This is a genomic window from Faecalimonas nexilis (assembly GCF_059731825.1).
In genome coordinates this window covers 3314931-3339517 of the sequence record NZ_AP029189.1, presented here as the reverse complement: position 1 = coordinate 3339517, position 24587 = coordinate 3314931, and the positions used below count along the sequence as shown (strand labels likewise).

Below are 24587 nucleotides of genomic sequence, written 5' to 3'. Positions count from 1 at the left end.
AAGGATTTTGATATATAATCATAATCAATACGAGAACAGGAGAAAAACCTATGGCACAGAATCAAAAATCTTATGACAATGAATTTAAAGCACAGGCGGTAAAGCTTGCCCAGGAAATCGGCGGTCATAAAGCTGCTCAGGAATTAGGGATTCCAAAGGGTACTATGTACACTTGGATAAAAGCCTTCAAAGAGGGGCGTCTCAGTGCAAATGAAGCAGTTCATACGCCCAAGAATGCTTTATCCCTTAACGATGAGCTTATTGAACTCAGAAAGCGTGTAAAAGAGCAGGATAAGGAAATTCGTCGCTTAAAAGAAGAAAATGAATTCCTTGAGGAAGCAAGTGCTTTTTTCGCAGCCAGCCGTCGGAAGTCAGCAAAAAACAGAGATTAATGTTTATTGCAATCAAAACGGATGACGGCCGGATTAAGGGTAAAATTTCTTTTTATTGCAAAGTGCTTCATGTTTCAAGGCAGGCATTCAACAAATTCCTAAAAACAAAAGATACCCCTTGGAAATATCAGGCACTGGCAGATGCAATGCTTGATATTTGCAGCGAAGATGAATGCAATGACACTTATGGAAGAATCCGTATGTATCAGGCCTTACAGCTCAAACAGCCTGAGGGAGTACATATTCCCGGTGAGAGAACTGTTTATCGTGTCATGGCAGAAATTGGTCTTAATCATAAACCAAAACGTAAGCCGAATGGTATTACCAAAGCTGATAGAGAAGCCAGTAAATCCGACGATTTAATCAAGCGTGACTTCGCTGCTGAAAAGCCTCTTGAAAAGTGCATTACCGATATGACTGAAATAAAGGCTTCTGACGGGAAGCTCTATGTTTCAGCTATCTTTGACTGCTATGATTTAGCAGTATTGGGACTTGCTATGGATACAAATATGAGAGCTACCCTATGCGAACAAACCTTAGAGAATGCTTGCAAAGCTTACCCGATGCTCCGTGGAGCTATTCTTCACAGTGACAGGGGAACCCAGTATACCAGTGAGCTATATCGTAAAGCTATCAACAGATATGGCATTGTTCAAAGCATGAACAGTGCCGGTGGCAGATGCCATGATAATGCCAGATGCGAAAGCATGTGGGCACGCTTCAAAGAGGAATTACTTTATGGTCGTTACGATCCTACCTCAATGACCGTAGAGCAGTTAAAGACGCTCATCTGGAGATACTTCATCAGCTACTGGAATAATCGGAGGATCTGCTCTGCTAATGGTGGACTACCTCCAATGGTTAAGCGACAACAATACTATGCTTCGCTACAGGAGGCAGCATAAGGTCGAACATTCTTGAGAAAAAAGTGTAAACCAATATTGACAATATCAATGCTGGAATTGTACAGATTAGGTTCAATGGTCGATTGGATAGTTTTCAAATTAGTAAGATGCTATCTGATATACATTTCATTTTATCTGTATACAGAGGAGCATGCAAGAAAATTTGCTTTGTATGTAATGGTGTTTTTAAACCTAAAGATATGTTTGTATATGTTCTTTTTGAAATATTTATCTACACATTGAGATGCAAGTATAACTATGAGGTTGAATATTCCATTAGGGAAGCTAAAACTCACATTCATGCTCCGGGATTAAAGGACAGTCTTTTGCTCTATTTTTATAATGATAAGTTTGACAAGAAATTAATGGAAAAAAATTATTGTTGGATACATAATAGTAATCACTTTAGGCGCATAATATGTAAAGATAATATTCAAGGTGCAGCGGTTCTCTTGGGAGAACTAAAATTATTTTTGAGCTTATTCGATATAAACAAAGTAAGCGCAAAATAATTCGACGGATTGTGTTGCCCTAAAAATGAATCCATAATAATCATTAGAAAATGCAAGCATTTCACTTCATCTTCTCTTGCTAGAAATGATAGATGCGAGCATTTTACTCTATCCGATTTATGGAGGTGTGCTCATGAGAAGCAAAAGAATACCTGCCGAAGAACAATACCGTCTCATCATGGAATGCCGTCAAAGTGGATTGACAGATCATCAATGGTGTGTGGAACACGACATCAAACCGGGAACTTTTTACAACTGGGTAAAAAGGCTGCGTCAGAAAGGCTGTGTGGATTTGCCAGCGTCAACCGGACGCAGCTATCGTGCACCGGAAAACCAGGAAGTTGTCAGAGTGGATTTTCATGATACTGACCCGCTCCCATATGAACAGCCATTAAATGTGATTCCGGTAGCTACGGAAAGAAATAACCTTTCCGTAGCAGAGCCAATGAAGCTGTCTGTAGGAAGTTTTCATCTAACAATACCAAATGGAACAGATCCTCAGCTTCTGGCTCAAACGCTTCGCATTGTGAAGGAGTTGGAATGTTAGGGGATATCACAGCCGCCGATGAAATCTATATCGTAACAGGCAGAACGGATATGCGGAAATCCATTGACGGGCTGTGTGCTATTGTAGAGAATCAACTCCATATGGATCCAAGGCGAAGCGCCCTGTATCTTTTCTGTGGAAAACGTTGTGACAGGATCAAAGCTTTGCTCTGGGAAGCTGACGGATTTGTGTTGTTATTAGAATAGAATTATTATTCGAGATAATCTCTTGGAAAGCCCAGAAATTAAGACTTTCTAAGAAATCTTCTCGAATAATGATATCCTATTAGTGACTCTTCAAAAAATCAGGAACATTTCTTTCTTCCAAGTCTTTTTCATCAATATAAATCGAACGCGGAAAATTCATTTCGTTCCATTCACGGATATGTTTATCAACTGTTGCCTGTGGACTTTCTGTATAAATCTGTGTCGTTTGAACTGATGCATGTCCAAGGAAAGCTTTTATTACCATAATCGGAACTCCCGCTTCTAACATATGTTGTCCGGTCGTGTGTCTCATACTATGAGGTGAATAGTGTTCTTCTTTGAAAAGATTGGGCGTTTTTTCTTTAGCGAGTTTTATATATTTTTTGTATATTTCTTCCACGCATGATATTGTCATATGCTCATGCGTCTGACTCGAAAATATATGTCTGTCAGGTTCTGTTTCTATTCTGCGATGTCTAATATATTTTCTAAGCATAGATGCACAAGGGTCAGGAATACGTATGCGACGTGCTTTTGAACCTTTTCCTACTATATCAATAGTAGTACCAGTTGATCTGAAATTGACAGATTTTACAGTAAGATCACACACTTCCTGTGCACGTGTGCCTGTTGCATACATAAAGCTTAATAAAACCATGTCTCTTAAACCAGTCTCACTTTTTTGGTCAGGCAGTGCCAGAAGGATCTTTACTTCATCGGTGGTAAAACCAACACGCCGCTTTTTAGGTGCTTTTTTTGATGGAATCCTCAATACAGCACTTCTAAAAGTTGATGCTGCATCAAAGTCATAGTTTTGTGCATACTCGGAAAAAGAATACAGTGCGGCAAGTCTTTGATTTCTGGTTGTAACTGAACATTTACGTTCATTTTCAAGCCATGACATAAAATCGGAAAGCGTATTTACATCTAAACAGTCAAAAGTAATCTCATCTGCTTTCGTGTTTTTGACTGAATACATATATTTTATTAAAAGTGTAAATGTTGTTTTATAAGAGTTGATTGTGTTCTTACTTAACCCACGTGCTTCCGGCATATATGTATTTACATAGTATTCAAGATATTTCATAAAAATCGAAGGAGTCTTCTGCTTTCTCATAAATCAACCTCCGGAAACAGAGATTCTGTGAAATCAGCAAACAAGAGCATATCTTCTTCGAAGAGTTCACTGCTGAATTTCATATATTTTTCACTTTCCACAAGGGATTCATGACCACAATATACAGAAAAATATGGAGAAGCCATATCGATATGATATCCTGCAGTTTCCAGCTGTTTAAAAGCATGGAACATAAAACAATGTCTTAAACAGTGCAGGCATGGAGCACGTTTATGAGGATCTTCATTCCCTTTGATAATACCAGCTTTCCTAAGAATCTTTTTAAATTGGCGTTCAGCAGTTATTGGGGATAAATGTTCGCTTTGTCTTGGGAATAAAAATGGATTATCTATACCATAGATTTTTATCACCTTACAATAATCCTTCAGCATGTTTGTTAATGTTTCATGCATTGGAACTAATCGTTGTTTCTTTTTTTTGAATGTATAATACGGATGACTCCGTTTTCTAGATCCAGATGCTCCATCTTCAAATTTAGAGCTTCGCCTAATCTGAGTCCACAACAATACAAAAGGCGTATGAGAACCGCCATTTCCATATGTATATGCGGAATGCTGCTAAATTTGTTTGTCATTGGATATGCATCAGCAATAGCAAATATATTCGACAATTCCTCATCACTAAATATATAGGGAATATACAAATCTTTCGTTTTCTGGAAGGGCGGAAGATAAACAACTTTTCCCATATCGGCTCTATATTTCATAAAGTTTCGTATAGTCTTTATGTATCCATTAATAGATGCCTCTGGAACACCTACATCATTAAGCCACTGATTTATTATTGTTTGTGGTACAATTTCATCATTATAAGATATTTTTGTAAGATATCTGTCAAAAGAAGACAGGCGATAATTATCCAAACGATAGGTATTCCATGCGAAAGTCGCAACACGATACTCCATGAATGACTGCATGTCGTCTTTAAAACAACTTTTAAAAATCACGGTTCTCATATACGACCTCCTTTCAGGAATTGGTGAAGTGTTCCTGAAGGTGCCGGGCATGCAAGAGCACAATTCCTAAGCATCTGAATATCAAGACGTGCATAGTGCCTGATTGCATTGGGACTATCATGTCCCAGTACTTTTCTTACGGTTTCATAAGATATGCCATCGTTTACCATCGATGACGCAAGAGAAGCTCTCAGACTATGAGGTCCATGTTTTTTACCTGCAATGTTAATACCAGAGCGAATCATATGTTTTTTTACAGCAAATGAGACAACAGAATACGATATTTCTGAATAAGGGGCACATGATTTTAAAAATACATAGTCGCTTGTGGATGCAGGACGATCTGTTGACAGATAATCCATCAGTGCTGTTTTGATTTCTGGCACCATGTAAAGTTCTGAAACACTTCCCGTTTTATTTTGGATAAAGCAGATACGCTGATTTTTGAAATCAAGAGAATCTAATTTAAGCGAGGCAATGTCTCCCGCACGCATTCCTAATCGCGAAGCGAGAAGCAATATCGCATAATCTCGTTTTCCGATAGAAGAAGTTCGGTCTACAGCATTTTCGATCTCGATGATTTCAGAGATATCATAAGTTTCAGGAATACGTATGGTAAATTTGGTCGCTCCCCTTGTGGGAGCGTGGATTGAAATATTTACTCCACCTCCTATCCCGCTTTCTTACTTTGTCGCTCCCCTTGTGGGAGCGTGGATTGAAATTTGGAATCGCGTTGTAAAAGCTCTATCTAGCAACGTCGCTCCCCTTGTGGGAGCGTGGATTGAAATTGCGTGTTGTGCTGCTTTCTGTTCTGCGGATTCAGGTCGGAGATATGTTGGATGAATGTGTGGAGCGCTTTCCATTTTAAATAATTGGTGATTTGAACGAAAAATATTGTAGCGGATGGAGTACGATTCAAATTGCACTAGCTATCTATCGATCAATCTGCTACAATCAGCTTATAGTGCGAGCTGAGAAATCAGCATAGCTGATTGTATATAGTAGAAAAATCCTGTCGGGTAAGGTCTAGCCAACCGCACGTACCGAGCCCTTGGAGGCAAAGCGGTAACGTTAGATTTCAGCGTAGGACAGGGAGCGACAGAGCCGAAGCGAAAATGAAGTGATCTGGGAAATGATTGTGAGGTCAGAAATGATAGATATGCTTATTAGTACAAGCAACGACAAGTTATTTTATAAAATTTTATCCGTACAAAACAGTGTGGACAACAATATGGATTGTCAATGGAATTATACAAAGCATATCAAAAAGGGGCATTGAGCCGTTTGCTATCTCATTTGTAATCATGTTAATGCCATATATTGTGCAAGCGATTATTAAAGGACTAGATGGATTAGATGATAGGTGGAGAGTAAAGCAGTGCCTGGAAAAGAAAGAAAAAGAGAAATATTCAAAAGTATATAGAAGATTACCTACAGAAAAACTTGAAGAAAAGGTAACAAAGAAAAATAGGGGGTACACGAAAGATGAGTGATAGCATTACCTTACATGAAATTTTAAGTCAATATCGGAAGAGCGATCTGGTGGAGATTGCAAAGCTTCATCATTTACATGGATATTCGCAATATAAAAAGGCGCAGATGGTTGAATTTTTGTGTCGTGCACTTCTTGATGCAGATGTGATGAGGAAATATTTTATGTATTTGAACGAAGCGGAGCTAGAATTATTGGATTCCGGCGAGAGTCAGGTTTGGATTGAATCAAACGAACATCAGTATGATTATTTGGCGGAAGGCGCCTATATCGGAATCGGTTATGACTGGGATGGAGGAGTTGTTTGTGTACCGGAAGAGGTGCGGAAGGCATATTTGAAAAATTGTGATACGATCTGGAAGCAAAGTCTTAACACGGATAAAAAGCTGTTAATGTATTTGAATGTATTGTCGGAACTATATGGTATGTGCTCAATTGAACAAGTGATAAATTTGTATGTGAGAGATGGCGGAAGTAAGAAGGAACTATTTGAAGTTATTTCTTTTTGTGAAGCGATACCGGAGAATAAAAAGTATTTTGAATTAAGAGGAGAGAAGTTGATTTTAAAACTTTGGACCGACGGAAATATGTATAAGGAGCTTCAAAAAAGACAAGGAGGCTGTCCGTTTTATGAGCCGACGAAGGAAGAAATTGAACATTTGGGGACGAAAGGCTATCTTCCATTTAACAAATATATGCTGGAACTGAAGGATTTCTTTATAAAAGAAGGACATGAAGAAGAGCGCGAGGCAGAATTGCTTTGTAAAACCATTCAGATGATTATCCGCACCGGTGGTACATATGAGCATATTCGGGATGTGCTGGAAGTAGGATTTATGGACTTTGATTATGTTTCAACGAATGAAAAGCTGCGGAGACAGCTATTGCAGAGAATCGACAATGTATGGGAGCATACGAATACCGTGATGAGGCGTGGGCATATGATAAAAGAAATGGTTGCGGAAGAACCGAAGAGTAATATTATTGTATTTCCGGGCAAGCGGTAAGAGAGAGGTAGATGTTTATGGCAAGTGTTGTGAAGAAAATGGAATGTTATAACATTCGAAAAAGTGTAAAGGATTTGGGGGAGGATTTAAAAGAAAAAATCAAAGCAGAGCGGGTGTGTGACGATTACAAAGTATTGGGGAATGCATTTGTAATGCTACTAAGTTTTGAGAGATATTATTGGAGAAATGGAAGCTATGCGAGTTTGACAGTGATGCTGACGGATGACGGGCAGATGCAGACGGCGGATATCGTTGGTTCCGGTGGTGGCGAAGGACTGTGGAATTTTAGTTATGGAGCAAATGCAGAGTTCGCAGATATGGCAGTAGAAGTTCTGCAGGAATATGGTTTTCAGGAGAAAAATAATGAGTGTAATAGAAATTGAGCACCTCTCGCGTGACTTTGGAGGAGGAAAGGGAATTTTTGATGTATCTTTTCAGGTTGGAGAGGGCGAAGTGTTCGGCTTTCTTGGACCGAATGGCGCCGGGAAGACAACCACGATTCGACATCTTATGGGATTTTTGAAAGCAAAATCAGGAAGCTGCACGATCAATGGTCTGGATTGTTGGAAGGAAAGTGACAAGATCCAAAAGCAGCTTGGTTACATAGCCGGAGAAATCAGTTTTTTTGAGGATATGACTGGGACGGAATTTCTTAAATTTATGCAGAAATATCGCAAACTTGGTTTCGAGAATCGCCAAAAGGAGCTTTTGGAGCGATTTGAGGTAAACCCGCGGGGAAAGATCAAAAAGATGAGCAAGGGAATGAAGCAAAAAATCGGGATTGTCGCAGCGTTTATGCACGATCCGACGATTCTTATCTTGGATGAGCCGACAAGCGGACTGGATCCATTGATGCAAAGTCGGTTTGTGGAGCTGATAGAAGAAGAGAAGAAACGTGGAAAGACGATTTTGCTGTCTAGTCATATGTTTGAGGAAGTGGAGAAGACTTGCCAGCAGATTGGGATTATACGCAATGGGAAGCTGATGGCGGTCGATTCGGTGGATGAACTTCGCAAATGTCATGTGCATTCTTATACGATTACACTAGATAATGTGGAGATGGCGAAACAGTTTGCCAATGATTTTGACGGAATTCGTGATGGACAGAACGTGACAGTTTTCACCAAACCAAGTTTGGAGCAAATCTTTATGCATTATTATGGAGGTGAGAGCGATGATTAGTCTTCTGTTGTACAAACGAGAAATGAAAGGCAGTATCAAGGTGTTACTCATTTTTGCGGCAGTGATCACGCTCTATGTCACTGTGATTATTCGGATGTATGATCCAGAGATGATGAAAACATTGGATGATTTTGTGAAGGTGATGCCGGAACTGATGGCGGCAGTCGGAATACATGCGGGAGCTACGAGCCTGATTGGATTTATGATATCATATTTATATGGATTTATTTTGATTGTATTCCCGATGGTATTCTGTATTCTGCGAGGAAATGGTCTGATTGCCAAATATGTTGACCGAGGTTCTGTGGTTTCTCTTGTGGCGGCGCCGGTAAAACGGCAGAAGATTGCGTGTACACAGGCGAGCGTACTTATCAGTGGAGTGATTCAGTTACTTGGCTATGAGACAGTATTGGAAATCGTGGTGGCACAGGGGAGCTTTCCGAATGAATTGGAGATCGCAGAACTTTTGAAACTGAACTCTGGATTGTTTTGCCTGTTGTTATTTATTGCAGGAATCTGCTTTTTGGCATCGTGTCTGTTCTCGGATACGAGATACAGTATTGGGTTAGGTGCAGGAATTCCTGCATTGATGTATGTTCTGCAGATGCTTGCAAATGCAGGGGAAGATGCAGAGAAAGCGAAATATTTTACGTTTTTTACATTGTTTCAGCCGGAAAATCTTGTGGCTGGAAAGAGCAGTGCGCTGATGGGAGTTACTATTTTACTTATCGGTGGAATTGCGCTGTTTGCAGCAGGAATTTTCCTGTTTTGCAAGAAAGATTTATATATCTAAAAAGAGACACTGATGACGGATTTCCGTCATTTCAGTGTCTCGCTGTGATTTAAGACCGATGTACTGTAGAGAAACAGGACATCCTGATTTTTAAAATCAATCAGTGATGGCAGCGAATAGCTTGAAAGATAGCGTACATCCAGCAGTGTAATCTTTTGGTATCCGGTGGCAAGCAGAGGTGCAATGGCACTGCCAAAGGAATCGCGGAAAATAACAAGTTCAAGGTCTGTCTGTACGGCAGGATTTTCAATTGTGATATAGGACAAAGAGCCGGACAAAAAGAGCTCGTAAGGGTCTTTTCCGTCGCCTTTTACAAAATCATACATGGAAATTTGACGGTCGTTTTGGTGGTCGAATACAGTGCACTGTTCTATTGCAGGACTTGTCAGGAACCAAAGTGGTTCGCCGGAAAGATTCTGAGCCGCCTGCCCTGCATAAGCGCCACGAAAATCGTTTGTAAATACCTGCTCTTGGAAATCATCTGAGACAAAAGTACCCATGGAGTCTGCGAGATGATTTGCAACATCGATGATTTTTTCCTGCCGCCAGTGGGGATCGGTCTGATAATAGTCGGTTAACTCCAAAAGCGGTGCAATATCGATATAATGCATCTGCGGATTTGCATCTTGCATCGTCTGGAAGAAATCATCATAGTCCATTGTCAGTGCAGAGTCATCGTCCTGTAAAAAATAGTTCTTATCCGGAATGATGGAAAGATAGATATTTTCCGCATTCCCTTTTAGACAGGTCTCATAAATTCTTTGAAACACTTTCGAGGCGTGCTTCAAAGAGTCCTCGTGCATCGGATATTCCATTGCGATTGCCATATCATCTTTTAAGTACAGTCCTTCTATATCTGATTTTCCAAGTAAATCGAGAGAAACAGTTGAATACAGGTGGCGGAATGCTTCTCGCATCGGAAACTGATCGACCGCATATTTATCAAATTTTTCCATAAAGCTTCCGGAGAGCAAGCTTCCTGTATCCGGCGAAGGAAACTGTGTGAGCGGGCGCCTTTCGCTGAGGGAAACCTCATCGGACGGCTTCAGAAGACAGGCGATGGAAAAAGAAAATAAGAGAATACCTGTGGTAACAATTACGATTCTGTTTTTCCATTGATCTGACATTGAAAATACCTCCTTCTAAAAGCGAAAATATAAAAACGGGTTATAAGAATCCTGAATAAGATAAGCAGTCACAGTAAGCATTAAAACAATCAGGACAGCCGGCTCTAAAATATTGAGGAGCTGTTTCGCCGTTTTCTTTGTACGGAATCTTTCAATCAGCTGCGCAGCAAAGGGGGTGGCGCCGACCACAGAAACGGTGAGGATAACACCATAGCTTTTGAGATAGTATAAGAATTCTTTTGAAACAAGTGGCAAAGAGCCGCCGCTAAACATGACCTTGAGCGTTTCGAGAGCATCTTTGGTGGAGACTGCATTGAAAATGACAAAGCTTACGGTCACTGCGAGCAGGACATACATATGGGAAAATAAAGAATGTTTTTGCAAAAATGCAGAAAATCCTTGCTTTTCTAATACAAGCAGAACCGCAAAGAACATTCCCCACAGGACAAAATTCCAAGATGCACCGTGCCACAGTCCGGTCAGAAACCACACGACTGCGATGTTAAAAAACCAGCGGCTTTTTTTCACGCGGTTGCCGCCCATCGGGATATAGACATAGTCACGGAACCATGACCCCAGTGTAATGTGCCAACGTCTCCAGAATTCCGTGACACTTCTTGACAAATACGGGTAATGAAAATTATCCGGAAAATGGAACCCGAAAATATTGCCGAGACCGACAGCCATATCACTATAACCGGAAAAATCAAAATAAATCTGCAGCGCAAAGGAAAATGCATACAGCCAATAATAGAGAACAGAACGGTCTGTGGAGGTTTGGAAGGTACTGCAAAGCGCGCCGAGAGAGTTCGCAAGAAGTACTTTTTTGGATAATCCCAATATGAATTTTCGGATGCCAAGTGCTGCTTTCTCAACAGAATGTTTCCGCACTTCAAGCTGTGCTGCAATGTCTTTGTACCGCACGATCGGTCCTGCGATCAACTGCGGGAACATCGACACATATGCTCCAAAAGAAATCAGATTTGTCTGCGCCGTACAGTCTTTTCGATACACATCGATGAGATAACTCAAAATTTGAAAGGTGTAGAAGCTGATACCGATTGGCAGAGCAATGTGGAAAAGCGGTATAGACAATCCAATTGCATTCAGGTTTCCAATCAAAAAATCAATGTATTTAAAATACATTAAAAGTCCAAGATGAATGCAGCAGGCGCCTGCCAGAATCAGTCGGGAATGCTTCTTTCTCTCGATGAGGATACCTTCGATATAACCCAGTAAGATGGAGAGAACCATCAAAAAAATATATCGTGGTTCTCCCCAGGAATAAAATATGAGACTGAAGAAAAGCAGAATGAAATTCTTCCATCGAAAAGGCACGCAAAAGTAGCAGACTAAAACAAGCGGTAAAAAGTAGTATAAAAAAGGAATGCTTGAAAATAACATACTATAGGTTCTCTTCCGTCAAGATGACTGCAGATGGATATTGGTCTGTCAACTGTGTTTTGAAATAGTTGATCAAGTCTGTATTTCCAAAAGCAGAGACAACATAATCATCGCCAATTTGAGCGAGAAGCAATACTTCCGGGAATCCACACATCCACTGGTTGCCAAGTATAGATTCTTTTAAAGAATCGGCAAAGGTATTGAGCGTTTTGGGGTCAGACAGATGAAATGCAGATCCCGTAAATGTATTCGCATTCATTGCATGAATCAGGCTTGCTGCATCGTCGATCAGACCTGCTGAATCCTCAGGCACAATCAGCAGAGAGCGTAAACTTTCCGTGTCGCTGACATCGAATTTTCCGGGCTTATTGTCGGTCATATTGTTGTAGTCACCGCCCATAGCCTGAAATTTGTTGTCGTCCGAGTATGAGGACCAGACAGTTGTGAGAATCTCCAAGGCATCTTTTGGTGAGGTGTCTTCTTTTGAAGATTGTTTTTTTGTACAGCCTGCCAGTGAGAATGTTAAAAGGAAGGCTAATAGAATTGATAAAAATTTTTTCATAAGATCTCCTTTTTCTTGAATTTATTTTGTGGCTATATTGTATCAGAGTCCGGGCAGAATAGCTAGGAGGAGAGACACAAAATTTCTCAATTGCAAGTTCGGTACAGAAATGATATAAATAAAGACAAAGGGAGGCGTTTAGCATGGATTTTGAGCAGGCAAAACAGGCTTTTGAATTGTACCTTAACGGGTATGACAGAAAGGATGAAAAAGTTTATTTAAAAATTGTACATACATATGGTGTTGTAGACTGCAGTGAGGAGATCGCAAGGAGGATGGGATTGGGAGAAGAAGATATTTTTCTTGCGAAAATCATTGCCCTGCTGCATGATATAGGAAGATTTGAGCAACTTAAATTATATGATTCATTTGAACCGGGCATTTTTGACCATGCACAGTATGGTGCAGATATTTTGTTTCGGGAGGGGCGAATCAGAGAATTTCTTCCGGAGACAACGTGGGATGAGACAATCGAGACGGCAATCCGTTATCACAGTGCATTTCAGCTTCCAAAGATTTCGGATTCAAGAACTTTATTGCATGCCGAACTGATTCGGGATGCGGATAAGCTGGATAACTGCCGTGTGAAATTAGAGGAGCGGGTGGAGGTTCTGCTTGGAGGAGCGAGTGCGAAAGAAGCAGGAGCGCAGGAAATCAGCCAGAGAGTCTGGGAGGCATGTCTCAATGAACGCTCCGTATTGTCTGAGGATAGAAAGACAAATCTGGATTACTGGGTATCTTATATAGCATATTTTTTCGATATTTATTTTACGGAAACGCTGCAGATTATTCAGGAACACTCTTATGTGGAAAAGATTGTGGACAGGATCCCGTGTGAAAATCTTATCAGTAACGAACGGATGCAGGAGTTGAAAAACCATGTCATAAAATATATAATGAATCGTGTAACGAAAGCGAGCAAAAAATAATAGGAGGAAATGCGAAATGAAGGTTACGAACGACATTATTTATGTAGGAGTCAATGACCATCAGACCGATTTGTTTGAAGGGCAATATGCGGTACCGAATGGAATGGCTTATAATTCTTACGTAATCAGAGATGAAAAGGTCGCAGTTGTAGATACTGTAGATGTAAAATTTGCACATGAGTGGCTGGACAATGTTGGAGCCGCACTTGGAGGAACAAAGCCGGATTACCTGATCATTCAACATATGGAGCCGGATCATTCTGCGAATATTTATAACTTTATGAAAATTTATCCGGATACAACAATCGTAGGAAATGCAAAGACATTTACGATGATTGCGAATTTCTTCCGTGATATGGATTTAGATGAGAAAAAGCTGGAAGTAAAAAATGGAGATACATTGACACTTGGAAAGCATGAACTGCAATTTCTGTTTGCCCCGATGGTGCATTGGCCGGAAGTGATGCTGACTTATGATTCTTATGAAAAAGTGTTGTTTTCAGCAGATGCATTTGGAAAATTCGGCGCACTTGATGTGGAGGAAGATTGGGACGATGAGGCACGTCGCTACTATATCGGTATTGTCGGAAAATACGGAATGCAGGTGCAGAACGTGCTGAAGGCGGCACAGAATTTGGATACTCAGATGATTTGTCCGCTGCATGGACCTGTTTTGAAAGAAAATCTTTCACATTATATCGGAAAATACAATACATGGTCTTCGTATGAGGTGGAATCAGAGGGCGTGATGATTGCCTACACATCGATTTATGGAAATACAAAAAAATCGGTGGAAGTGTTGGAGAGTAAACTGCGCGAGAAAGGATGCCCTGAAGTAGTTGTATGTGACCTTGCCCGTGAGGATATGTCAAAAGCAGTGGAAAATGCATTCCGTTACGGAAAACTTGTGCTGGCGACAACGACATACAATGCTGATATCTTTCCGTTTATGAAGACATTTATTGAGCATTTGACAGAGCGGAATTACCAAAATCGCACAATCGGACTGATCGAAAATGGAAGCTGGGCGCCACTCGCCGCAAAAGTGATGAAGGAAATGTTTGAAAAGAGTAAAAACATTTCCTGGCTTGAGCATAATGTGAAGATCATGTCTTCGCTTAATAGTGATAATATGGATCAGCTCGAAGGTATGGCGGAGGAATTGTGTAAAGAATATGTTGCACAGTCTGACACAAAAGCGAATAAAAATGATCTGACAGCATTGTTTAAGATAGGATATGGACTTTATGTTGTGACTTCCAATGACGGGGAGAAAGATAACGGACTGATCGTCAATACAGTGACACAGCTTACAGATAATCCGAACCGTGTGGCAGTGAATATCAACAAAGCAAATTACTCACACCATGTCATCAAAAAGACGGGCGTGATGAATGTGAACTGTCTTTCTGTGGAAGCACCATTTGAAGTATTCAAGACATTTGGATTTCAGAGTGGTCGTCTGGTCGACAAATTTGCAGGATACCAGACACTTCGCTCAGACAATGGATTAGTATTTCTTCCGAAATACATCAATGCATTTATGTCCTTGAAAGTGGAGCAGTATGTGGATCTCGATACACACGGCATGTTCATCTGTACGGTGACAGAGGCGCGGGTGATGAGCGATAAAGAGACGATGACATATACGTATTATCAGAAAAATGTAAAACCAAAACCACAGACAGAAGGAAAGAAAGGATTTGTCTGTGTCGTTTGCGGATACATCTACGAAGGAGATGTCTTGCCGGATGACTTTATCTGTCCGCTTTGCAAACATGGAGTGGCGGATTTTGAGCCGATATCGTGAGAAGGAGGAGTCGAAGAAATTCGGCTCCTTTTTTATGTCTGAACATTCTTATTTTATTTCATAATCAAATGATAGTTGCTATTGTAATACAATCCGAGATCATCGCAGATTCTTTTATTTATCGCTGTGAGTGCATCGTGGTATTCTTTATATTTTGGCGAAAGCGCAATCATATTTGGGATAAAAATATCGTTGTACCCTTGATTTTGGAGTTCTCGCATAAATCGGCGTTGCGAGATGAACGCAGGGTGATATTTGCAAAAGAAGCTGTTGCGAAGTTTTACATTTTTTCGGGTCTGCTCTAAAAGTCTCTGATACTCCTCGTCTGTAGGATTTAAGTACTGATAAGAGACTGACCTGTTTTGCCACTTCGCTTAATAACATAAACGGTATGCTCCTTTCCTTGTGATGGGTATATTATAAGGGGGTACGCAGCGTACAGGTCAAGGAAAATCAGAAAATATATCAACTTTTTTCTTGTGTGGGTAAAAGAGTTATCGTATGATTGGTATAGACAGGTTACAGAAATGGGAAGAAAGAGTGAGAAAAACAAATGAGGATTTTAAATATTACAGCTCAGAAACCGCACAGCACGGGAAGTGGAATTTATCTGACGGAGTTGGTAAAGAACTGGAATGCCCTTGGATATGAGCAGGCAGTTCTTGCGGGAGTTTATGAGGAGGACAGTGTAAATTTCCCAGAGGGAGTTATATTTTATCCGGTGAAATATTTGTCGGAGGAACTGCCGTTTCCAATTGCAGGAATGTCGGATGAGATGCCATATAAGAGTACGAGATATAAGGACTTTACAGAAGAGATGTTTCAAGCGTACCGGAGTGCATTTCAAATGGTGGTGCGAAAAGCGGTCGAGGAGTTTTGCCCGGATTTGATTGTGTGTCATCACCTGTATCTTTTGACTGCGTTGGTGCGGGAATGGTATCCGAAGAAGAAAGTCATTGGAATTTGTCATGGCTCTGATTTGCGTCAGATTTGTAAAAATCCATTACAGATGGAATACATTCAGAAGTGGATTCCGCAGTTGGATGGCATTGTGGCATTGCATGACGGACAGAAGAAAGAGATTATCCGGATTTTTAATTGCGGCGAGAAGCTTGTGCACACTGTCGGGGTTGGCTACAATCAAAACCTTTTTTATCGGAAGAAAACAGAAGAAAAACCTTATAGACAGTTGGCATTTGCGGGGAAAGTGACAGAGAAGAAGGGGATTTTCAGTCTGCTTCGGGCATTGGAGATGCTTTCGGTCAAACCGGAAAATCTGGTTGTGAAGATTGCAGGAGGGCATGGCAGCAGAGAAGAGTATGAAGAAATTTGCAGGCTTGCCAGAGAATGCAGATATCCGGTGATATTTTTAGGCAGTTTGCAGCAGGAAGCTTTAGCAGAGGTATTTCGGCAAAGCGATGTGTTTGCTCTCCCGTCATTTTTTGAAGGATTGCCACTGGTGACAATGGAGGCAATGGCATGTGGATGTAAGGTGGTCTGTTCGCAGATTCCTGGGATGGAAGAGTGGTTAGATGAGCATGTGCCGGGGCAACAGGTGGAGTTTGTTCCGTTGCCTGAGATGACTCGGGTAGATGAGCCGAAAGAAGAAAAATTGCCAGAGTTTGAAAAGAAATTGGCGGAGGCAATAGAGAAGAAATTAGAACAACAACAAGAAGAATGTCCCGATTTGAACGGTGTCTCATGGGAAGGCATCAGTCGGACTGTTCTGGAAATGATAACGTAGAAAAGAGGAAAAAACATGTTTATAGATATGCACATGCACGAATCGACATTTTCAAAAGATAGCTTTTTAAAATTGGATGAGATGGTGGAGCTTGCAAAGGAGCGGGGACTTGGAGCAATCTGCATTACAGATCACGATGATATGGGATTGAAAGAGTACGCAAAAGAATATTCGGAAAAAACCGGTTTTCCGATTTTTGTGGGAATTGAATTTTTTTCTCTGCAGGGGGATATCGTGGCTTTAGGAATCGAGGAATACCCGAAAGAGCGGGTGGATGCACAGAAGTTTATCGATATTGTGAAAGAGCAGGGTGGAATCTGTTTTAGTGCACATCCGTTTCGCAATAATAACCGGGGATTGGAAGAAAATCTGAGAATTGTAAAGGGACTGGACGGTGTTGAGGTGCTCAACGGAAGTACACTTCCTGAGGCAAACAAAAAAGCGGCAGATTATGCAAGAGAACTTGGACTGGTCACTGTTGGCTCAAGCGACTGTCATATACCGGGAAAGATCGGCTTTTTTGCAACTTATTTTCCGGAGGAGGTGCGCACGATGGAAGACCTGATTCGTGTGTTTAAAAGTGGTAAGTGTAAGCCGGCTTACTACTGGAATGGAGAATACAAAATATGGGATATGGAAACACCGATTCACAAACCATTTGAGATTGAAAGATAAGAGGGAACTATGACATTACAACAGTTGAGATATGTGGCGATGGTGGCGGAGAAGGGAACGATGACCGAAGCTGCAACAGAATTATATATATCACAGCCAAGTCTCACCAAATCAATTCGAGAGCTGGAAAAAGAGCTGGAAATTGTAATTTTTGAGCGAACAAACAAAGGGATTGTTGTCTCACATGAGGGGGAGCAGTTCTTGGCATATGCAAGACAGGTGATTGAACAGGCAGATCTTTTGGAAGAAAAGTATATGCATAAATCCGGCAGAAAGCAGCAGTTTTGTGTCTCCACACAGCACTATTCGTTTGCGGTGAATGCGTTTGTGGACTTGATCAAGGAGCATGGAACCGCCCAATATGATTTTTCTCTTCGGGAAACACAGACATATGAGATTATAGAAGATGTCGCGGCGATGAAAAGTGAGATAGGGATTCTGTATCTGAATGATTTTAATGAAAAAGTGCTGCGAAAAATTATGAAGGTAAAGGAACTTGTGTTTACAGAACTGTTTGTTGCAAAGCCGCATATTTTTATAAGCAACAGACATCCGCTGGCGAGTCGAAAATCTGTGACAATGGAAGAGCTTCATGAGTATCCATATCTTTCGTTTGAACAGGGAGAACATAATTCCTTTTACTATTCGGAGGAGATTTTCAGTACAGTACAGAGGATAAAAAACATCCGGGTGCGTGACAGAGCGACACTGTTTAACCTGCTGATTGGGTTGGACGGATATACTGTCTGCAGCGGAGTGATCGATTCGGAGCTGAACGGGGGAAATATTGTTGCAGTGCCGCTTGAAAAAGAGGGGGATATGCATATCGGATATGTGAGCCATCAGAAGTCACATTTCAGCCGTTTAGGAATAGCATATATAGATGCACTCAAACGAAATATCGGCGAAAATACAGAGTTGATATAACTAAAAGTTATAGCTAACAGATATTTTTGGATATTTTACGTATTTATTGTGTCCCGATATAATACCTTCATAGATTACCGGAGGGTAAGACAAAAGTATTTGGAGGTAGAAGATATGAGTAAGAATGCACCGTTTCGATATGATTTTGTAGGAAGTTTTTTAAGACCTGCACAGTTAAAGCAGGCGAGAGCAGATTTTGAGAGTGGAAAAATATCGGAGAAACAATTGGAAGAAGTTGAGAATGAGGCGATTCGTGATCTGGTAGAAAAACAAAAGGCAGCAGGATATCATGTGATCACCGATGGAGAATTTCGCAGAAGCTACTGGCATTTGGATTTTATGTGGGGATTAAATGGAGTTGAGCATATTGAGCTGGATCATGGATATTTCTTCCATGGAGAAGAGACTACGCACGGCTCCGTTGCTGTGAGCGGAAAGATCAGTGGAGAGGGTCACCCGTTTGTAGAACATTTTAAATTTGTGAAACAATTTGAAGATGAAAACACAGTGGCAAGACAGACGATTCCTGCCCCGGCGCAGCTGCTGGCAGAGCTATTTCGAGAAGAAAATGGAAAAAATACAGTGAAATTTTATCCAGATGAGGAAGTGCTCATTCAGGATATTGCGAAAGCATATCGCACTGTGATCAAAGAACTTTATGAAGCAGGCTGCAGAAATATTCAATTTGACGATTGCACATGGGGTATGTTTTGTGATAAAAAATATTGGGAGGCAAGACAGCAGGATTGTGTTACAATAGAAAGCGAGGCAGAAAAATATCTTCGCCTGAACAACCTTGCGATTGAGGGAAGACCAGAGGATCTTGTGATTACAACTCATGTATGCCGGGGAAACTACCATTCTACCTGGGCATCATCAGGCGGGTATGAGCCAGTGGCAAAATATCTGTTTGCAAATGAGAACGTGGACGCATATTATCTGGAGTTTGACGATGAGCGCTCGGGAGGATTTGAGCCGCTTAGATTTGTTTCAGATGATAAAAAAGTTGTTCTTGGGCTTATTACAACAAAATCACCGGTTCTTGAGAGCGAAGAGCTAATCAAAGAAAGAATTCGGCAGGCGGCTAAGTATGTACCGCTGGAACGTCTGTACCTCAGTCCTCAGTGTGGATTTGCATCGTGTGAGATCGGAAATAAACTGACCGAGGAGGAGCAGTGGGCAAAGCTTGCGCTTGTTAAGAAGATTGCCTCAGCAACTTGGAAAGAATAGAAAATTGAAAGAAGTGGTACTGTGAAACGATCAAGACAAATGTCGGAGTCCATTCGGCTTGGAATTATACTTGCGCTTTCGGGAGGGTTTATGGATGCCTATTCCTATATGTGCAGAGGAAAGGTATTTGCGAATGCCCAGACGGGAAATATCTTATTATTTGGTATCTATATGTCGGAAAGACAGTGGGATATGGCAATCAGGTATTTAATTCCGGTCATTGCATTTGTGACCGGAATCGGAGTTGCAGATCTTGTCCGAATGAAGATTAAAGAAAAAAGTATTTTCCACTGGAGACAGCTGTCGGTGTTAAGTGAAGCAGTTGTATTATTTGTAGTCTGTTTCATACCGCAAAAGTTCAATCTTCCGGCAAATAGTCTGACGTCACTTGCCTGTGGGATACAGGTTGAGAGTTTCCGGAAGATACATGGAAATGGAATTGCGACGACGATGTGTATTGGAAACCTGCGCAGCGCGACACAGCAGATGTGTGAGTATTTGGGCTCGAAAAGAAAAGAGCATCTCAAAAAAGGGTTTTTATATTACGGAATTATTTTTTGTTTTGTAATGGGGGCAGTTTTGGGGAATATCTGTGTGAAATACTTGTCTGAAAAAGCATTGATAGTCTGTGTGGTGATGTTAGGTATGGCGTTTGTCATGATGTTCATAGATGGAGAAAAGCAATAAAAATGCCGGCGTTTGCCGGCGTCTTTATTTTACATGTCTTTTAATCGCTTCAAAGCTTTCTGCACTGATCACGTGTTCCATACGGCAGGCGTCTTCGTTCGCTGTCTCTTCCGACACGCCGAGGCGAATCAACCAATCGGACAAAAGACGGTGCCGTTCATAGATCATCTCTGCTATTTCACGTCCGGATTCTGTTAGATATATAAATCCGGCATCTGTGACTGTAATATGATTCTTTTCACGCAGGTTTTTCATTGCAACGCTTACACTTGATTTTTTAAAATCCAATTCGTTTGCGATATCTACAGAACGGACAACCGGTAACTTTTTGCTCAACATTAAAATCGTCTCGAGATAATTCTCAGCGGATTCATTTACAAAAGGTTTCATAGGCTTCCCTCCTTCACTCTATTATGCATAGACATAATGCCTAACAGCATTATATCATATCCCTGTAAAGATTGCCATAATGGAAAAAAAATAGAGAAATTATATTGACATCTAATAAACGTTAGAGTATACTAACCATGTGAAATGAAATTGTTTATCATTATCAGAAAGAAGAGGTGTGTATGATGCCGTTAACGATGGTGAATCCAGGAGAAGAAAATGTAATTAAAAAAGTCGGTGGAAAAGAAGAGACAAGACGATTTTTAGAAAATCTTGGCTTTGTTACCGGCGGAGTAGTTACCGTAATCTCTGAAATCGGAGGTAACATGATTGTGAATGTGAAAGATTCCAGAGTTGCGATTGGGAAAGATATGGCAAACAAGATTATGGTTTAGTGATGAAAGAGGGCGAAAAGAGATGAAAACGTTAAAGGAGGTAGCCTGCGGTAAGACCGTCAAGGTAAAGAAACTGACTGGTGAGGGACCGGTGAAGCGAAGAATCATGGATATGGGGATCACAAAAGGAGTAGAGATTTTTGTGAGAAAAGTAGCGCCGCTTGGTGATCCGGTGGAAGTAACAGTAAGAGGATATGAATTGTCGTTGAGAAAAGCAGATGCTGAGATGATAGAGGTAGAATAATTTTTTTTAGCAAATGGTTAGTTAAAACTAATAAAAACAAGATTCGACAAACATAAAAAAGGAGAGAGAAGATGTCAGTAAAGATAGCACTAGCAGGTAACCCAAACTGCGGAAAAACAACGTTGTTCAATGCTCTGACTGGTTCAAACCAATTTGTAGGAAACTGGCCTGGAGTAACAGTAGAAAAAAAAGAAGGAAAACTGAAAGGTCATAAAGATGTTATTATCATGGACCTTCCGGGAATTTATTCTTTGTCACCATATACATTAGAGGAAGTAGTGGCGAGAAACTATTTGATTGGCGAGAGACCTGACGCCATTATTAATATCGTAGATGGTACAAATATTGAGCGAAACTTATATTTGTCCACACAATTGATGGAACTTGGCATTCCGGTAATTATGGCAGTCAACATGGTAGATGTACTGCAAAAGAACGGAGACAAGATCTATACAGATAAGCTGAGCAAAGAGCTTGGCTGTGAAGTTGTCGAGATTTCAGCATTAAAAGGAACAGGAATTCAGAAAGCTGCGGAGAAGGCAGTAGGGCTTGCGCAGAAGAAAAAAGCGATGACGCCGGTACATGCATTCTCAGAAGATGCTGAAAATACGATTAAGACAGTTGAAAACATGCTGACGGGAACTGTTCCGGAAGAACAGAAGAGATTCTTTGCAATCAAGCTGTTGGAAAAAGATGATAAAATTCAGGCACAGATGAAATCTGTTCCGGATGTATCCGCAGAGATTCAAAAAATGGAAGAATTGTTTGACGATGACACAGAAAGTATCATTACAAATGAGAGATACGTATATATTTCTTCTATTATTCATGACTGTGTCAAGAAGAATAAACAGAATAAGATGACAACATCAGATAAGATCGACCATATCGTGACGAACAGATGGCTTGCGCTTCCGATCTTTGCGGCGGTTATGTTCCTTGTATATTATATTTCGGTCACAACGGTTGGAACTTGGGTGACAGATTGGACTAATGATGTATTGTTCGGAGAAATCATTCCGCCTGCGATTGAAAAATTCCTGGTCGGTATCGGCTGTGCAGGATGGCTTCAGGGATTGATTCTTGACGGTATTGTGGCTGGTGTAGGAGCAGTTCTTGGTTTTGTACCTCAGATGCTTGTGTTATTCTTGTTTCTTGCATTTTTGGAAGCGTGTGGATATATGGCGAGAGTTGCGTTTATCATGGATAGAATTTTCCGCAAATTTGGACTTTCCGGAAAATCATTTATCCCGATGCTGATCGGAAGCGGATGTGGTGTTCCGGGTATCATGGCGTCGAGAACGATTGAAAATGACCGTGACCGTAAGATGACAATCATGACAACAACATTTATTCCATGTGGAGCAAAACTTCCGATCATTGCATTGATTGCGGGAGCGTTGTTCGATGGCGCATGGTGGGTTGCACCAAGTGCTTACTTTGTTGGAATCGCAGCAATCATCTGTTCCGGTATCATTTTAAAGAAAACAAAGATGTTTGCGGGAGATCCGGCACCGTTTGTAATGGAACTTCCGGCGTATCACTGGCCAACAGTTGGAAACGTACTTAGAAGTATGTGGGAAAGAGGCTGGTCATTTATCAAAAAAGCAGGTACAATTATTCTGTTATCTACAATTGTATTGTGGTTCTTGATGAACTTTGGATGGGGTGACGGTACATTTGGTATGTTGGAGGCAGAACAATTGAACGACAGTATTTTAGCTCACATCGGAAGTGTGATTGCACCGATCTTTGTACCTCTTGGATGGGGCGACTGGAAAATGGCAGTTGCGGCAGTTACAGGATTGATTGCTAAAGAAAATGTAGTTGGTACATTTGGTATTTTATTTGGATTTGCGGAGGTAAATGCAGACAACGGTATCGAGATCTGGGGACAGCTTGCAGGAAGTATGACAGCGGTTGCGGCTTACTCATTCTTAGTGTTCAACCTTCTTTGTGCGCCTTGCTTTGCGGCGATGGGAGCGATTAAAAGAGAGATGAATAATGCAAAATGGTTCTGGTTTGCAATCGGATACCAGACAGGTCTTGCATACATTGTTTCACTTTGCATCTACCAGATTGGAACATTGATCAGCACCGGAACATTCGGCGTTGGAACTGTAGTAGCGTTTATATTAGTAATTGGGTTTATTTATCTGCTTGTCAGACCATACAAAGAAAGCAAGACATTAAATGTCAATATGAAAGGTATGGTAGGAGCAAGATAATTGACAGACCGATTGATTTTGAAATGGAGGCGGTAATATGGGAACAGCAGTTGTTGGCATTGCGTTAGCTGGAATCGTAGCACTGATTATCAGAAAAATGATTCGAGATAAGAAGAACGGAAAATCAATTCAATGTGGTGGAGACTGTAAACACTGTGGAGGACATTGTCACTAAAGATGAGGAGTGAGACTGGATGCAGAAGGAGGCTATCATTCAAAAACTGAAAGAACGAGGATGCAGAATTACAAAGCAGAGATTGATGTTGCTTGATATTATTATGGAGGAAGATTATTCCTGCTGTAAGGAAATCTATTACCGCGCATCGCAGTTAGATCCTCAGATTGGGATTGCGACGATATACAGAATGGTAAATACATTAGAGGAGATCGGAGCGATCAGCAGAAAAAACATGTATAGGATTTCGGATGTATGTGAGTGTGACGGTCAGAATGGATGTGTGATTGAGTTTGAAGATCATTCTGTGTGCCGGCTGTCATCAAACAAGCTTCAGTCGGTGATGCTTGCGGGACTGAAGGCATGCGGTTATGTGAATGAACAGAAAATTAAACACATTGCCTTGCAGCCATGCCCACATATGTAGGAGAAAAGGAGAATGACACAGTCTTGGAGTACTGGACGGTGGCATTCTCCTTTTTGCTGTAGAGAAAATAAATGATAAAATTTATCGATAGTGTAAAAAAAACTGGAATTTGTCGAATCATGGGAATATAATCAATGGATAAAATTATTCTAGGAGGTATTTATGATGTTAGATTGTTTAAAAGGTATCAATTTTAAGAAAACAGGTATTTTTGCAGCAGGTGTGTTATTTGGGACAGCAGGAATCAAGCTATTATCAAGCAAAGATGCAAAGAAACTTTATACAAATGGAACGGCAGCGGTGCTTAGAGCAAAAGAATGTGTCATGAAGACTGCAACTACTATTCAGGAGAATGCAGAAGACATCTACGAAGAGGCAAAAGCAATCAATGAAGAAAGAGCAGTAAAAGAAGAGCAGGAGTTTGAAGAGACACAGACAGAAGAAATTACGGAAGAAGCTGTGGAAGAGACAGTGGCAGAATAGAGGCGACAGCAAGTGAGATTT

General features: G+C 40.9%; 27 protein-coding genes and 1 pseudogene. 21 read left to right on the top strand and 7 right to left on the bottom strand.

What is annotated here, in order from left to right:
- The first annotated feature begins 50 nt into the window (after positions 1 to 50).
- The 4 genes from AC6I5B_RS16495 (at position 51) to tnpB (ending at position 2562) form a co-directional block, all read left to right on the top strand.
- Positions 51 to 392, top strand: coding sequence for a transposase (locus AC6I5B_RS16495; protein WP_004615554.1), 342 nt, complete (start codon positions 51 to 53; stop codon positions 390 to 392).
- Positions 392 to 1297 (top strand): IS3 family transposase, encoded by a 906-nt coding sequence (locus tag AC6I5B_RS16490; RefSeq protein WP_117788463.1) that lies wholly within the window; start codon positions 392 to 394, stop codon positions 1295 to 1297. Before AC6I5B_RS16495 ends, AC6I5B_RS16490 begins: the two co-directional genes overlap by 1 nt.
- 645 nt (positions 1298 to 1942) lie before the next feature.
- A complete protein-coding gene (gene tnpA / locus AC6I5B_RS16485; RefSeq protein WP_497773462.1) occupies positions 1943 to 2356 on the top strand; it encodes an IS66 family insertion sequence element accessory protein TnpA in 414 nt (137 codons plus the stop codon).
- The gene (tnpB, locus tag AC6I5B_RS16480) at positions 2350 to 2562 is read left to right on the top strand and encodes an IS66 family insertion sequence element accessory protein TnpB (RefSeq protein WP_497773461.1); all 213 of its coding nucleotides are present in this window, start codon (positions 2350 to 2352) and stop codon (positions 2560 to 2562) included. Before tnpA ends, tnpB begins: the two co-directional genes overlap by 7 nt.
- 79 nt (positions 2563 to 2641) lie before the next feature.
- Here the strand turns inward: tnpB and AC6I5B_RS16475 are convergent, their stop codons facing one another.
- From AC6I5B_RS16475 to AC6I5B_RS16465, 3 genes and pseudogenes are all read right to left on the bottom strand, one after another.
- Positions 2642 to 3679 carry a tyrosine-type recombinase/integrase gene (locus AC6I5B_RS16475; RefSeq protein ID WP_004615744.1) on the bottom strand — a complete coding sequence of 346 codons (1038 nt, stop codon included), beginning with the start codon at positions 3677 to 3679 and terminating at the stop codon, positions 2642 to 2644.
- A pseudogene (locus AC6I5B_RS16470) lies at positions 3676 to 4232 on the bottom strand (tyrosine-type recombinase/integrase). Before AC6I5B_RS16470 ends, AC6I5B_RS16475 begins: the two are co-directional and overlap by 4 nt.
- 419 nt (positions 4233 to 4651) lie before the next feature.
- Entirely contained in the window at positions 4652 to 5227 is a 576-nt protein-coding gene (locus AC6I5B_RS16465) for a tyrosine-type recombinase/integrase (protein WP_497773775.1), read from the bottom strand.
- A 913-nt stretch (positions 5228 to 6140) separates the two neighbouring features.
- On the opposite strand from AC6I5B_RS16465, the gene AC6I5B_RS16460 reads away from it, so the two are divergent.
- Genes AC6I5B_RS16460 through AC6I5B_RS16445 form a run of 4 tightly spaced genes read left to right on the top strand, consistent with a single transcriptional unit; the run spans position 6141 to position 9129 of the window.
- Entirely contained in the window at positions 6141 to 7154 is a 1014-nt protein-coding gene (locus AC6I5B_RS16460) for a hypothetical protein (protein WP_071144540.1), read from the top strand.
- 11 nt (positions 7155 to 7165) lie between these two features.
- Positions 7166 to 7537 (top strand): DUF6054 family protein, encoded by a 372-nt coding sequence (locus AC6I5B_RS16455; protein WP_004612894.1) that lies wholly within the window; start codon positions 7166 to 7168, stop codon positions 7535 to 7537.
- Positions 7518 to 8336, top strand: a complete 819-nt coding sequence (locus tag AC6I5B_RS16450; RefSeq protein WP_004612893.1) for an ABC transporter ATP-binding protein — start codon at positions 7518 to 7520, stop codon at positions 8334 to 8336. Before AC6I5B_RS16455 ends, AC6I5B_RS16450 begins: the two co-directional genes overlap by 20 nt.
- Positions 8329 to 9129, top strand: a complete 801-nt coding sequence (locus AC6I5B_RS16445; protein ID WP_004612892.1) for a hypothetical protein — start codon at positions 8329 to 8331, stop codon at positions 9127 to 9129. Before AC6I5B_RS16450 ends, AC6I5B_RS16445 begins: the two co-directional genes overlap by 8 nt.
- 26 nt (positions 9130 to 9155) lie before the next feature.
- Here the strand turns inward: AC6I5B_RS16445 and AC6I5B_RS16440 are convergent, their stop codons facing one another.
- The 3 genes from AC6I5B_RS16440 to AC6I5B_RS16430 are packed head-to-tail and all read right to left on the bottom strand — an operon-like array spanning position 9156 to position 12222.
- Positions 9156 to 10256 (bottom strand): alginate O-acetyltransferase AlgX-related protein, encoded by a 1101-nt coding sequence (locus AC6I5B_RS16440; RefSeq protein WP_022250744.1) that lies wholly within the window; start codon positions 10254 to 10256, stop codon positions 9156 to 9158.
- Between the two features lie 15 nt (positions 10257 to 10271).
- Positions 10272 to 11660, bottom strand: a complete 1389-nt coding sequence (locus AC6I5B_RS16435) for an MBOAT family O-acyltransferase (protein WP_044987280.1) — start codon at positions 11658 to 11660, stop codon at positions 10272 to 10274.
- 1 nt (position 11661) lies between these two features.
- The gene (locus tag AC6I5B_RS16430; protein WP_004612889.1) at positions 11662 to 12222 is read right to left on the bottom strand and encodes a hypothetical protein; all 561 of its coding nucleotides are present in this window, start codon (positions 12220 to 12222) and stop codon (positions 11662 to 11664) included.
- Positions 12223 to 12365: 143 nt separating this feature from the next.
- Between AC6I5B_RS16430 and AC6I5B_RS16425 the strand changes: the two genes are divergently transcribed.
- From AC6I5B_RS16425 to AC6I5B_RS16395, 7 genes are all read left to right on the top strand, one after another.
- Positions 12366 to 13151 carry an HD domain-containing protein gene (locus tag AC6I5B_RS16425; protein WP_004612888.1) on the top strand — a complete coding sequence of 262 codons (786 nt, stop codon included), beginning with the start codon at positions 12366 to 12368 and terminating at the stop codon, positions 13149 to 13151.
- Between the two features lie 16 nt (positions 13152 to 13167).
- Positions 13168 to 14961, top strand: a complete 1794-nt coding sequence (locus AC6I5B_RS16420) for a flavin reductase (RefSeq protein ID WP_004612887.1) — start codon at positions 13168 to 13170, stop codon at positions 14959 to 14961.
- 553 nt (positions 14962 to 15514) lie between these two features.
- The gene (locus tag AC6I5B_RS16415; RefSeq protein WP_004612885.1) at positions 15515 to 16705 is read left to right on the top strand and encodes a glycosyltransferase family 4 protein; all 1191 of its coding nucleotides are present in this window, start codon (positions 15515 to 15517) and stop codon (positions 16703 to 16705) included.
- A gap of 15 nt (positions 16706 to 16720) precedes the next feature.
- Positions 16721 to 17380: a PHP domain-containing protein gene (locus AC6I5B_RS16410; protein WP_004612884.1), complete on the top strand. Its 660-nt coding sequence runs from the start codon at positions 16721 to 16723 to the stop codon at positions 17378 to 17380.
- 9 nt (positions 17381 to 17389) lie between these two features.
- The gene (locus AC6I5B_RS16405; protein WP_004612883.1) at positions 17390 to 18307 is read left to right on the top strand and encodes a LysR family transcriptional regulator; all 918 of its coding nucleotides are present in this window, start codon (positions 17390 to 17392) and stop codon (positions 18305 to 18307) included.
- 114 nt (positions 18308 to 18421) lie between these two features.
- Positions 18422 to 19537 (top strand): 5-methyltetrahydropteroyltriglutamate--homocysteine S-methyltransferase, encoded by a 1116-nt coding sequence (locus AC6I5B_RS16400; RefSeq protein ID WP_004612882.1) that lies wholly within the window; start codon positions 18422 to 18424, stop codon positions 19535 to 19537.
- A 21-nt stretch (positions 19538 to 19558) separates the two neighbouring features.
- Positions 19559 to 20224, top strand: a complete 666-nt coding sequence (locus AC6I5B_RS16395; RefSeq protein WP_044987277.1) for a YoaK family protein — start codon at positions 19559 to 19561, stop codon at positions 20222 to 20224.
- 24 nt (positions 20225 to 20248) lie between these two features.
- Here AC6I5B_RS16395 and AC6I5B_RS16390 read toward each other — a convergent pair whose 3' ends face one another.
- Positions 20249 to 20614: a metal-dependent transcriptional regulator gene (locus AC6I5B_RS16390; protein WP_004612880.1), complete on the bottom strand. Its 366-nt coding sequence runs from the start codon at positions 20612 to 20614 to the stop codon at positions 20249 to 20251.
- A 182-nt stretch (positions 20615 to 20796) separates the two neighbouring features.
- Between AC6I5B_RS16390 and AC6I5B_RS16385 the strand changes: the two genes are divergently transcribed.
- The 6 genes from AC6I5B_RS16385 (at position 20797) to AC6I5B_RS16360 (ending at position 24566) form a co-directional block, all read left to right on the top strand.
- Positions 20797 to 21009: a FeoA family protein gene (locus AC6I5B_RS16385; protein WP_004612879.1), complete on the top strand. Its 213-nt coding sequence runs from the start codon at positions 20797 to 20799 to the stop codon at positions 21007 to 21009.
- Between the two features lie 22 nt (positions 21010 to 21031).
- Positions 21032 to 21253: a FeoA family protein gene (locus AC6I5B_RS16380; RefSeq protein WP_004612878.1), complete on the top strand. Its 222-nt coding sequence runs from the start codon at positions 21032 to 21034 to the stop codon at positions 21251 to 21253.
- A gap of 71 nt (positions 21254 to 21324) precedes the next feature.
- Positions 21325 to 23481 carry a ferrous iron transport protein B gene (feoB, locus tag AC6I5B_RS16375; protein ID WP_497773460.1) on the top strand — a complete coding sequence of 719 codons (2157 nt, stop codon included), beginning with the start codon at positions 21325 to 21327 and terminating at the stop codon, positions 23479 to 23481.
- Between the two features lie 37 nt (positions 23482 to 23518).
- Positions 23519 to 23656, top strand: a complete 138-nt coding sequence (locus tag AC6I5B_RS16370) for a FeoB-associated Cys-rich membrane protein (protein ID WP_004612876.1) — start codon at positions 23519 to 23521, stop codon at positions 23654 to 23656.
- Between the two features lie 19 nt (positions 23657 to 23675).
- On the top strand, positions 23676 to 24083 hold the full coding sequence (locus AC6I5B_RS16365) for a Fur family transcriptional regulator (RefSeq protein WP_004612875.1): 408 nt from the start codon (positions 23676 to 23678) through the stop codon (positions 24081 to 24083).
- A 165-nt stretch (positions 24084 to 24248) separates the two neighbouring features.
- Positions 24249 to 24566 carry a DUF6110 family protein gene (locus AC6I5B_RS16360; protein WP_044987274.1) on the top strand — a complete coding sequence of 106 codons (318 nt, stop codon included), beginning with the start codon at positions 24249 to 24251 and terminating at the stop codon, positions 24564 to 24566.
- Positions 24567 to 24587: the final 21 nt, after the last annotated feature.

Excerpts from the sequence above, each read along its gene's own strand:
- AC6I5B_RS16495 (WP_004615554.1), top strand. The coding sequence starts at position 51 with ATGGCACAGAATCAAAAATCTTATGACAATGAATTTAAAGCACAGGCG.
- AC6I5B_RS16490 (WP_117788463.1), top strand. The coding sequence starts at position 392 with ATGTTTATTGCAATCAAAACGGATGACGGCCGGATTAAGGGTAAAATT.
- tnpA (WP_497773462.1), top strand. The coding sequence starts at position 1,943 with ATGAGAAGCAAAAGAATACCTGCCGAAGAACAATACCGTCTCATCATG.
- tnpB (WP_497773461.1), top strand. The coding sequence starts at position 2,350 with ATGTTAGGGGATATCACAGCCGCCGATGAAATCTATATCGTAACAGGC.
- AC6I5B_RS16475 (WP_004615744.1), bottom strand. The coding sequence starts at position 3,679 with ATGAGAAAGCAGAAGACTCCTTCGATTTTTATGAAATATCTTGAATAC.
- AC6I5B_RS16460 (WP_071144540.1), top strand. The coding sequence starts at position 6,141 with ATGAGTGATAGCATTACCTTACATGAAATTTTAAGTCAATATCGGAAG.
- AC6I5B_RS16455 (WP_004612894.1), top strand. The coding sequence starts at position 7,166 with ATGTTTATGGCAAGTGTTGTGAAGAAAATGGAATGTTATAACATTCGA.
- AC6I5B_RS16450 (WP_004612893.1), top strand. The coding sequence starts at position 7,518 with ATGAGTGTAATAGAAATTGAGCACCTCTCGCGTGACTTTGGAGGAGGA.
- AC6I5B_RS16445 (WP_004612892.1), top strand. The coding sequence starts at position 8,329 with ATGATTAGTCTTCTGTTGTACAAACGAGAAATGAAAGGCAGTATCAAG.
- AC6I5B_RS16440 (WP_022250744.1), bottom strand. The coding sequence starts at position 10,256 with ATGTCAGATCAATGGAAAAACAGAATCGTAATTGTTACCACAGGTATT.
- AC6I5B_RS16435 (WP_044987280.1), bottom strand. The coding sequence starts at position 11,660 with ATGTTATTTTCAAGCATTCCTTTTTTATACTACTTTTTACCGCTTGTT.
- AC6I5B_RS16430 (WP_004612889.1), bottom strand. The coding sequence starts at position 12,222 with ATGAAAAAATTTTTATCAATTCTATTAGCCTTCCTTTTAACATTCTCA.
- AC6I5B_RS16425 (WP_004612888.1), top strand. The coding sequence starts at position 12,366 with ATGGATTTTGAGCAGGCAAAACAGGCTTTTGAATTGTACCTTAACGGG.
- AC6I5B_RS16420 (WP_004612887.1), top strand. The coding sequence starts at position 13,168 with ATGAAGGTTACGAACGACATTATTTATGTAGGAGTCAATGACCATCAG.
- AC6I5B_RS16415 (WP_004612885.1), top strand. The coding sequence starts at position 15,515 with ATGAGGATTTTAAATATTACAGCTCAGAAACCGCACAGCACGGGAAGT.
- AC6I5B_RS16410 (WP_004612884.1), top strand. The coding sequence starts at position 16,721 with ATGTTTATAGATATGCACATGCACGAATCGACATTTTCAAAAGATAGC.
- AC6I5B_RS16405 (WP_004612883.1), top strand. The coding sequence starts at position 17,390 with ATGACATTACAACAGTTGAGATATGTGGCGATGGTGGCGGAGAAGGGA.
- AC6I5B_RS16400 (WP_004612882.1), top strand. The coding sequence starts at position 18,422 with ATGAGTAAGAATGCACCGTTTCGATATGATTTTGTAGGAAGTTTTTTA.
- AC6I5B_RS16390 (WP_004612880.1), bottom strand. The coding sequence starts at position 20,614 with ATGAAACCTTTTGTAAATGAATCCGCTGAGAATTATCTCGAGACGATT.
- AC6I5B_RS16385 (WP_004612879.1), top strand. The coding sequence starts at position 20,797 with ATGATGCCGTTAACGATGGTGAATCCAGGAGAAGAAAATGTAATTAAA.
- AC6I5B_RS16380 (WP_004612878.1), top strand. The coding sequence starts at position 21,032 with ATGAAAACGTTAAAGGAGGTAGCCTGCGGTAAGACCGTCAAGGTAAAG.
- feoB (WP_497773460.1), top strand. The coding sequence starts at position 21,325 with ATGTCAGTAAAGATAGCACTAGCAGGTAACCCAAACTGCGGAAAAACA.
- AC6I5B_RS16370 (WP_004612876.1), top strand. The coding sequence starts at position 23,519 with ATGGGAACAGCAGTTGTTGGCATTGCGTTAGCTGGAATCGTAGCACTG.
- AC6I5B_RS16365 (WP_004612875.1), top strand. The coding sequence starts at position 23,676 with ATGCAGAAGGAGGCTATCATTCAAAAACTGAAAGAACGAGGATGCAGA.
- AC6I5B_RS16360 (WP_044987274.1), top strand. The coding sequence starts at position 24,249 with ATGTTAGATTGTTTAAAAGGTATCAATTTTAAGAAAACAGGTATTTTT.